Source organism: Streptomyces sp. 351MFTsu5.1, assembly GCF_000383655.1.
Taxonomy (GTDB): Bacteria; Actinomycetota; Actinomycetes; order Streptomycetales; family Streptomycetaceae; genus Streptomyces; species Streptomyces griseorubiginosus.
The window spans coordinates 187064-195429 of sequence record NZ_KB911793.1; the positions used below are offsets into that span (position 1 = coordinate 187064).

At 69.8% G+C, this 8366-nt stretch carries 7 protein-coding genes; 5 read left to right on the forward strand and 2 right to left on the reverse strand.

All coding sequences use genetic code 11. From position 1 onward, the window contains the following. The first annotated feature begins 2 nt into the window (after positions 1-2). Entirely contained in the window at positions 3-671 is a 669-nt protein-coding gene (locus tag H295_RS0133830; protein WP_020139793.1) for a potassium-transporting ATPase subunit C, read from the forward strand. 115 nt (positions 672-786) lie between these two features. Next, the gene (locus H295_RS0133835; RefSeq protein ID WP_020139794.1) at positions 787-1470 is read left to right on the forward strand and encodes a response regulator; all 684 of its coding nucleotides are present in this window, start codon (positions 787-789) and stop codon (positions 1468-1470) included. A gap of 348 nt (positions 1471-1818) precedes the next feature. On the opposite strand, the gene H295_RS0133840 is transcribed toward H295_RS0133835, so the two are convergent. Then, entirely contained in the window at positions 1819-2658 is an 840-nt protein-coding gene (locus H295_RS0133840) for a LysR family transcriptional regulator (protein ID WP_020139795.1), read from the reverse strand. Positions 2659-2750: 92 nt separating this feature from the next. On the opposite strand from H295_RS0133840, the gene H295_RS0133845 reads away from it, so the two are divergent. The 3 genes from H295_RS0133845 (at position 2751) to pflA (ending at position 6747) form a co-directional block, all read left to right on the forward strand. Beyond that, positions 2751-3488 carry an SDR family oxidoreductase gene (locus tag H295_RS0133845; RefSeq protein WP_020139796.1) on the forward strand — a complete coding sequence of 246 codons (738 nt, stop codon included), beginning with the start codon at positions 2751-2753 and terminating at the stop codon, positions 3486-3488. Positions 3489-3739: 251 nt separating this feature from the next. Beyond that, a complete protein-coding gene (pflB, locus tag H295_RS0133850) occupies positions 3740-6001 on the forward strand; it encodes a formate C-acetyltransferase (protein ID WP_020139797.1) in 2262 nt (753 codons plus the stop codon). Continuing rightward, positions 5998-6747, forward strand: coding sequence for a pyruvate formate-lyase-activating protein (gene pflA, locus H295_RS0133855; protein WP_020139798.1), 750 nt, complete (start codon positions 5998-6000; stop codon positions 6745-6747). The genes pflB and pflA overlap by 4 nt, the downstream gene beginning before the upstream one ends. Before the next feature lie 33 nt (positions 6748-6780). Here pflA and H295_RS43970 read toward each other — a convergent pair. Further along, the coding region (locus H295_RS43970; RefSeq protein ID WP_020139799.1) for an ATP-binding SpoIIE family protein phosphatase at positions 6781-8366 on the reverse strand (1586 nt) is incomplete at its 5' end.

The following is an 8366-nucleotide window of genomic DNA, read 5'->3' on the forward strand; positions in this document are numbered from 1 at the left end:
CCATGAACAACCTCGTATCGAACACAGGCCGGTTGCTGGGGGCGGGACTGCGCGCCCTGCTGGTACTGACCCTGGTGACCGGTGTCCTCTACCCGCTCGCCGTCACCGGTGTCGCCCAGGCCCTCTTCCACGACAAGGCGAACGGCTCGGAGATCAGGGCCGACGGCAAGGTCGTCGGGTCCTCACTCATCGGGCAGTCGTACAACCTGCCGTTGAAGAAGGGGCAGGAGACTCCGGAGCCGGACCTGAAGTGGTTCCAGGGCCGCCCGCAGAACGGCCTCGGGACCAACAGCGTCAACACCCGGTACAAGCTGATCCTGTCCGGGGCCACCAACCTCTCCGCCGACAGCAAGGTCCTCGTCCAGCAGGTCAAGGCCGCCCAGGCCGCCGTCGTCAAGGACAACTCGGTGCCCGGCTACACCCTCAAGGCGTCCGACGTACCCGCGGACGCCGTCACCTCCTCCGGCTCCGGCCTCGACCCGGACATCTCCCCGGCCTACGCGGACCTCCAGGTCCACCGGGTCGCCCTGCGCAACGGCCTGAGCGTGGCTCAGGTGCAGAAACTGGTCGACGAGCAGACCAAGGGCCGCACGCTCGGCTTCATCGGGGAGCCCCGCGTGAACGTCCTCGAACTCAACATCGCGCTCAAGGCCCTGGCGGCCAGGAGCTGATGGCGTCACCCGACCCACCGGGGGAGTCGGTGCACCCGGACACGATCCGGGTGCACCGACTCCCGCCGTCATGAGCAGGTACGTGACCAGACGTACGACAGGAAGGCGCACGCCGATGACACGGGTGCTGGTGGTCGAGGACGACCCGCAGCTGGTACGGGCCCTCATCATCAATCTCCAGGCACGCCGGTACGGGGTCGACGCGGCCCCCGACGGCGCCACCGCGTTGCGGCTGGTGGCCGCCCGGCAGCCCGACGTGGTGATGCTCGACCTGGGCCTCCCCGACATGGACGGCCTCGACGTCATCAAGGGGCTCAGAGGCTGGACCCGCGTGCCGATCCTCGTGCTGTCCGCCCGTCAGGGCTCCGACGAGAAGGTCGCCGCCCTGGACGCCGGCGCCGACGACTACGTCACGAAGCCGTTCAGCATGGAGGAGCTTCTGGCCCGGCTGCGGGCCGCCGCCCGACGCACCGAGGAGACTCCGCTCGCCTCAGGGGTGACGCTCGTCGAGACGGCGGACTTCACCGTCGACCTGCTCGCCAAGAAACTGCACCGGGACGGCCGCGACGTACGCCTGACCCCCACGGAGTGGCACTTGCTGGAGATCCTGGTCACCAGCCCAGGGCGACTCGTCACCCAGAAGCAGCTGCTCCAGGAGGTCTGGGGCGTCACCCAGAGCAACAAGACCAACTACCTCCGGGTCTACATGGCCCAACTGCGCCGAAAGCTGGAAGCGGATCCCTCCCACCCCCGCTACCTCATCACCGAGCCCGGCATGGGCTACCGCTTCGAAGGGTGACCGGGGCGCGGGGCAAGGGATCGGGGTACGGATTGCGGGGGCGCCGCGCTGGGCGATGTGGCTGTGGAAAGCCCGGACATGGTCCACGACCGACTCGACGGTCCTCGGCGTCTGCGCGGGCCCGAATGCGCGGACGAGAACCGGTCGTGACGGACGGGCTGTGCACCTGTGCCATCTGCGCGGCCACCCCCGGCGCGGTGTCGTGCGGGTCGGCGACAGGCGGCGGGGCCGCCTCGCTGGACAGGCAGTCCTGGGCGGCGACCTGCTCCTCAGCCCTGATCCGCCCCAGGAGTGCTTGCCGCTGCACCGGTCGGCCCTGTCCCACCTGAGCGGATGCAGGGCGGCCCGTCAAAGACGCGTTGCCACCCGGATCAGGTCGGCGGCTGTGCGAAGGCGGCTCTGCGGGGGCCAAGCGATCACGGTTGTCACGGGCCGGGCGTCCAGGACCGGCACGGCGGCGAGATCCCGGCGCAGGTCGGCGCCGGCGGACTCGGGGATGATCACGGTGGCGTGGCCGAGCGCGATCAGCTGGAAGAGCTGGGTCAGGTTCTTCACCTCCGGCCCCGGCCCCTCCGGGTAGCTGCCGTCGTGGTCCGGCCAGCGCGCCATCGGGAGTTCCGGCAGTGCGGTGACCTCGGCCACCCGGATCTCGGAGCGGCCCGCGAGGCGGTGTGAGGCGGGCAGGATCGCCACCTGTCCCTCGGTGTACAGGATTTCGCTGTCGAGTCCGGCCGTCGAGTCGAAGGGCAGATGCAGCAGAGCCACGTCGGCTCGCCCGGTGTGGAGCAGTTCCTGCTGCTGATGCGCTTCGCAGAGCAGCAGGTCGACGGTGGCCGCGCCGGGCTCCGCGCGGTAGGCGTCGAGGAGCTTGGCCAGCAACCCGCCGGCGGTGCCCGACTTGACGGCGAGGACGAGACGGGGGCGGCTCTGCGCGGCCTGTTGGGTACGCCGCTCGGCAGTGGCCACCGCGCTGAGGATCGCACGTGCCTCGGACAGCAGGACCGCCCCGGCCTCGGTGAGCGTGACCCTGCGGCTGGTCCGCTCCAGCAACGTGACCCCGAGCTGTCGTTCGAGCCGGGCAATGGCGCGGGACAGGGGCGGCTGGGCCATCTCCAGACGCTCGGCGGCCTTGCCGAAGTGCAGCTCCTCGGCGACGGCGGCGAAGTACCGCAGCTCGCGTAGTTCCATGCAGGCACGGTAACCGTGGGAGGAGCCGATCGATACCGGCAGGGTATCGCTGCACTGCCGAGACGGTGTTGGTGCCCGGCCGAAGCGCAGCCATGCTCGGTCTCATGAGCGAGAAGACGATTGCGCTGGTCACCGGCGCGAACAAGGGAATCGGCTACGAGATCGCGGCCGGGCTGAGCGCGTTGGGCTGGAGCGTGGGTGTCGGCGCCCGGGACGAGCAGCGCGGGAGCGACGCCGTGGCGAAACTGCGCGCGGCAGGCGGCGACGCGTTCGCCGTGCCCTTGGACGTAACCGACGACGAGAGCGTGACCGCCGCCGCACGGTTGGTAGAGGAGCGGGCGGGACGCCTCGACGTGCTGGTCAACAACGCCGGCGTCGCGGGCGGCTGGCCGGAGGAGCCTTCGACCGTCGACCTGGAAACCGTACGGCGGCTGGTGGAGACCAACGTCATGGGCGTCATCCGGGTCACCAACGCGATGCTGCCGCTGCTGCGCCGCTCGGCGCACCCGCGGATCGTCAACCAGTCCAGCCATGTCGGCTCTCTGACGCTGCAGACCACGCCCGGCGTCGACCTCGGAGGGATCAGCGGGGCCTACGCGCCGACGAAGACCTTCCTCAACGCCGTCACCATCCAGTACGCCAAGGAACTGAGCGGCACCGACATCCTGATCAACAACGCCTGTCCCGGCTATGTGGCCACCGACCTCAACGGATTCAGCGGCACGCGGACCCCCGAGCAGGGCGCGGCCATCGCCGTCAGGCTGGCGACCCTGCCTGACGACGGCCCGACCGGTCAGATGTTCGACGACGGCGGGGTCGTGCCCTGGTGATGCCCTGACGTGCTCCCGCTCGACCGGCTGCCACCAAAGAGGCACTTGAGCGGCCCGCACATCTCCGCCTGACCGCCGGGCATCGGCCGCCCGCGACCCGGCCCAAAGGTCCCAACGCCGAAGGGCCGTACGGCGCGGCAACAGGTCCCCCCAGGCCCTGCCCCGGGTGAAGGGCGCGCGAGGAGCATCGGCAGTGGAGCCGCGCACGGAAGCTGTCCGTGCGCGGCGTCGCGAACGATGCGGAGGCAGTGATGACCGTGGCAACCCGTCCTGACCTGGACGCTCCCGCCGATGCCTGGCGTGGCTTCGCCGGCCGGGGCTGGCGCGAGGGGATCGACGTACGCGACTTCATCCAGGCCAACTACACGCCGTACGACGGCGGCCCGGAGTTCCTGACCGGCCCGACCGAGCGCACGCTGGCCGTGTGGAACAAGGTCAGCGCCCTGTTCCCCGAGGAGCGACGCAGGGGCATCCTCGACGTGGACACCGCCACCCCGTCCACGATCACCTCGCACGCCCCCGGCTACATCGACCAGGACCGTGAGCTGATCGTCGGCCTCCAGACCGACGCCCCGCTGAAGCGCGCGATCATGCCGAACGGCGGCCTGCGGATGGTCCAGAGCGGCCTCAAGGCGTACGGCTACGAGCCCGACCCCTTCGTGACGAAGGTCTTCGGCACCTACCGCAAGACCCACAACGACGGCGTCTTCGACGCCTACACCCCGGAGATGCGCGCCGCCCGCAAGGCAGGCGTCATCACCGGACTGCCCGACGCCTACGGACGCGGCCGGATCATCGGCGACTACCGGCGCGTGGCCCTCTACGGCACGGATCGCCTGATCGGGGCCAAGAAGGCCGAGCGTGCCCTGCTCGATGCCTGCGCATCCTCCACCGAGGTCATCCGCGACCGGGAGGAACTGGCCGAGCAGATCAGGGCGTTGGACGAGCTGACGCGGATGGCGGCGTCGTACGGCTGCGACGTGTCGCACCCCGCGGGCACTGCCCAGGAGGCCGTGCAGTGGCTCTACCTCGGCTACCTCGCCGCCGTGAAGGAGCAGAACGGTGCGGCCATGTCGCTCGGCCGCACCTCCACCTTCCTCGACGTCTACCTCCAGCGTGACCTGGAGGACGGGACCATCGACGAGAAGCGGGCCCAGGAGCTGATCGACGACTTCGTGATCAAGCTGCGGATCGTGCGCTTCCTGCGCACCCCCGAGTACGACGCCCTGTTCTCCGGCGACCCGACATGGGTGACGGAGTCCATCGGCGGCATGGGCGCCGACGGACGGACCCTGGTCACCCGCACCTCCTTCCGCTTTCTGCAGACCCTGTACAACCTCGGCCCGGCGCCGGAACCCAACCTGACCGTGCTCTGGTCACCCCGACTGCCCGCGGGCTTCAAGGAGTTCTGCGCGCAGGTGTCGATCGACACCAGCGCCGTCCAGTACGAGTCCGACGACCTGCTGTGTCCCCGGACCGGAGACGACACCGCGATCGCCTGCTGCGTCTCCGCCATGGCGGTCGGCAAGCAGATGCAGTTCTTCGGCGCACGGGTCAACCTCGCAAAGGCGCTCCTCTACGCGGTCAACGGTGGCCGCGACGAGATGACCGGCGAACAGGTCGCGCCCGCCGCGCCCCCGCTGACCGGTGAGTACCTCGACTACGAGGAACTGACGGCGGCCTACGACCACATCCTGGACTGGCTGGCCCGCACGTACGTCAACGCCCTGAACGTCATCCACTACATGCACGACAAGTACGCCTACGAACGCCTGGAGATGGCCCTGCACGACTACCCCGTGCACCGGTTCATGGCCTGCGGGATCGCCGGCCTGTCGGTGGCCGCGGACAGCCTGTCCGCGGTGAAGCACGCACGGGTGAAGGTGTTCCGGGACACCACCGGACTCGCCGTCGACTTCCGCACCGAGGGCGACTTCCCGGCGTACGGGAACAACGACGACCGAGCCGACGGCATCGCCGTCGACCTGGTGGAGTCCTTCATGGCCAAGGTGCGCCAGTACCCCACCTACCGCGGCGCCGAGCACACCCAGTCGGTCCTCACCATCACCTCGAACGTGGTCTACGGCAAGCACACCGGAAACACCCCCGACGGCCGCCGCGCGGGAGCGCCGTTCGCACCCGGCGCCAACCCGATGAACGGCCGGGACCGGCACGGAGTCGTCGCCTCGGCCCTGTCGGTGGCGAAGCTGCCGTACGAGGAGGCCCGCGACGGCATCTCCCTGACCACCACCATCACGCCCGAGGGGCTGGGCCACGACCTCGCAGAGCGGGCCGGCAATCTGGTCGGGATTCTCGACGGGTACATGACCCTCGGTGGTTTCCACATGAACGTCAACGTGCTGAGCCGGACGACGCTCGAGGACGCCATGGAACACCCCGATAACTACCCCGAGTTGACGATCCGGGTCTCCGGCTACGCGGTCAACTTCGTCCGGCTCACCCGTGAGCAGCAACTCGACGTGATCAGCCGTACCTTCCACGGGTCGCTGTGAACGGCACGACGGCGGCCGTGACGACCGGCCGGGTGCACTCCTGGGACCTGTCCACCGGCGTGGACGGTCCCGGGACCCGGTTCGTCCTGTTCGTCAGCGGCTGCCCGCTGCGCTGCCGGTACTGTGCCAACCCCGACACCTGGCACATGCGTGACGGGCGGGAGGCCTCGGTCGACGAGGTCATGGCGGAGATCGAGAGGTACCGGGGTTTCCTCACCACGGCCGGGGGAGGGGTGACCCTCACCGGTGGGGAGCCGCTGCTCCAGCCGGCGTTCACCGGTTCCCTCCTGCGTCGCTGCAAGGAGGCCGGACTGCACACGGCGCTGGACACCTCCGGCTACCTGGGCCGGCGTGCCTCGGACGAACTCCTCGCCGACACCGACCTGGTGCTGCTGGACATCAAGTCCTTCGACGCCGCCACCTACCGCCAGCTCACCGGGGCCCGTCTCGCCCCCACGCTGAGCTTCGCCACCCGCCTGGACCGGCTGGGCGTGCCCGTGCACATCCGTTACGTCCTCGTCCCTGGGTGGACGGACGACCCGTCCGCCGTGGACGGTCTCGGAGCCTTCCTGGCCGGGCTGGGCAACGTCGACCGGGTGGACGTCCTGCCCTTCCACAAGCTCGGCTCCCACAAGTACGAGGCCCTCGGGATCGACTTCCCGCTGCGCGACACACCCGTGCCCGACCCGGAACTGACGGAACGCGTGCGCGAGCAGTTCCGGGAGCACGGACTGCGAGCGGTGTGAGCCGAGGGTCCCCGTCGGCCTCGCCTGTGACGCTTACAGCTTGAGGCTGAACCAGGTCGTCTTCCCGTGGTCCATCGGCCGCACGCCCCAGTCGTCCGCGAGGGCACGGACGAGAAGCAGGCCACGTCCCGACTCCTCGTCCTCCGCCGCGAGGCGCGGCTGGGGCAACTGGGGGCTGCGGTCGCTGATCTCCACGGTGAGATCGGTGTCCGTGCGGCACGCGTGCACCCCGATAGGGCCCTGGGCGTGCTGTACGGCATTGGTGAGGATCTCGGAGAGCAGCAGGAGGGCGTCGTCGACGGCACCCGCGCAGTACCACGTGCTCAGCGCCTTGCTGAGGAAGTCGCGGCCGGCCGGCACGGACTCGGGAAGGGCGGGCAGGTCCGTGGTGGCCGTGGCGAGCGGGGCTGCGGGCAACTGGGTCAGCAGCAAGGTGACGTCGTCGTGGCCGTCCGCGTCCGGCAGCAGCGTCGACAGGACATGGTCGGCGGCGGTCTCCAGGTCGGGTACCGCGGTCGGGAGCTCGTCGAGGGTGGCGACGAGCTGGGTGAGCTTCTCCTCGATGTCGGTTCCGGGGGTTTCCACCAGACCGTCGGTGTAGAGCACCAGGGTGGCGCCGGGCTCGATGGTGCTGCAGCACTGCTCGTAGATCACCCCACCGACACCGAGGGGGGCGTTCACAGGTGCCGGCAGCGTCCGGGTCGGTACACCGGGGACGGCGACGAGAACCGGCAGGTGGCCCGCGGAACACATGGTGACCTCCCCCGTGTCGGCGGCGATGACCAGATAACAGCAGGTGACCAGCTGGTCGGGTACGTCGAGATCGGCGACGACGGTGTCCATCGCCTGCATCAGCTGCCGCGGCTGGAGTCCGGTCTTGGCCAACGCGTGTGCCGCAGAACGAAGTTGACCCATCACGGCCGCGGCCTCCAGACCGCGGCCCATCACATCACCGATCAGCACGCCCACGCGGCCGGCGCCCAGCGGGATCAGGTCGAACCAGTCACCGCCGACACCCGCTCCCTGGGTCGCCGGCCGGTAGCGGCTCGCGGTGGCGAGGCCCGGGATGGCGGGCGGCGTACCCATCAGGCTGCGCTGCAGGGTCAGGGCGATGTGCCGCTGCTGCTCGTACAGCTCCTTCAGCTCCGCCTCGGCGCGCTTGCGGTCGCTGATGTCCCGCACGATCGCGCACGCCCCGACGACCGAACCGTCCGACGCCCTGGTGGGCCACAGGGTGACGTCGACATCCAGCAACGCCCCGGAGCGGGTGAGCCGCAGCGTCTCGAAGTGCTCGACCTTCTCGCCCTGGCGCAGCCGCTCCAGGAGCACGGTGATCTCGTGTCTCCTCGCGGAGGGGGCCAGGACGGACACGTGCCGTCCCATGACCTCGTCGGCCGTGAACCCGTACAGTCGCTGCGCCGCGGCGTTCCAGTACGTGATGCGGCCGTCGAGGGTCTTCGCGAGGATGGCGTCCTGCGAGGACTCGACCAGCGCGGCGAGCTCGTTGATGCGCTCTTCGGCGGTCTTGCGTTCGCTGACGTCGCGTACGGCTGCGGAGACGAGGAGGCCGTCGGTGGTTTCGAGGGGGCTGAGGCTGATTTCGACGGGGAACTCGGTGC

What these genes read in the sequence shown, in the direction of transcription:
- pflB (WP_020139797.1), top strand. Translation starts at nt 3,740, where the DNA reads ATGACCGTGGCAACCCGTCCTGACCTGGACGCTCCCGCCGATGCCTGG.
- H295_RS0133840 (WP_020139795.1), bottom strand. Translation starts at nt 2,658, where the DNA reads ATGGAACTACGCGAGCTGCGGTACTTCGCCGCCGTCGCCGAGGAGCTG.
- H295_RS0133830 (WP_020139793.1), top strand. Translation starts at nt 3, where the DNA reads ATGAACAACCTCGTATCGAACACAGGCCGGTTGCTGGGGGCGGGACTG.
- H295_RS0133835 (WP_020139794.1), top strand. Translation starts at nt 787, where the DNA reads ATGACACGGGTGCTGGTGGTCGAGGACGACCCGCAGCTGGTACGGGCC.
- H295_RS0133845 (WP_020139796.1), top strand. Translation starts at nt 2,751, where the DNA reads ATGCTCGGTCTCATGAGCGAGAAGACGATTGCGCTGGTCACCGGCGCG.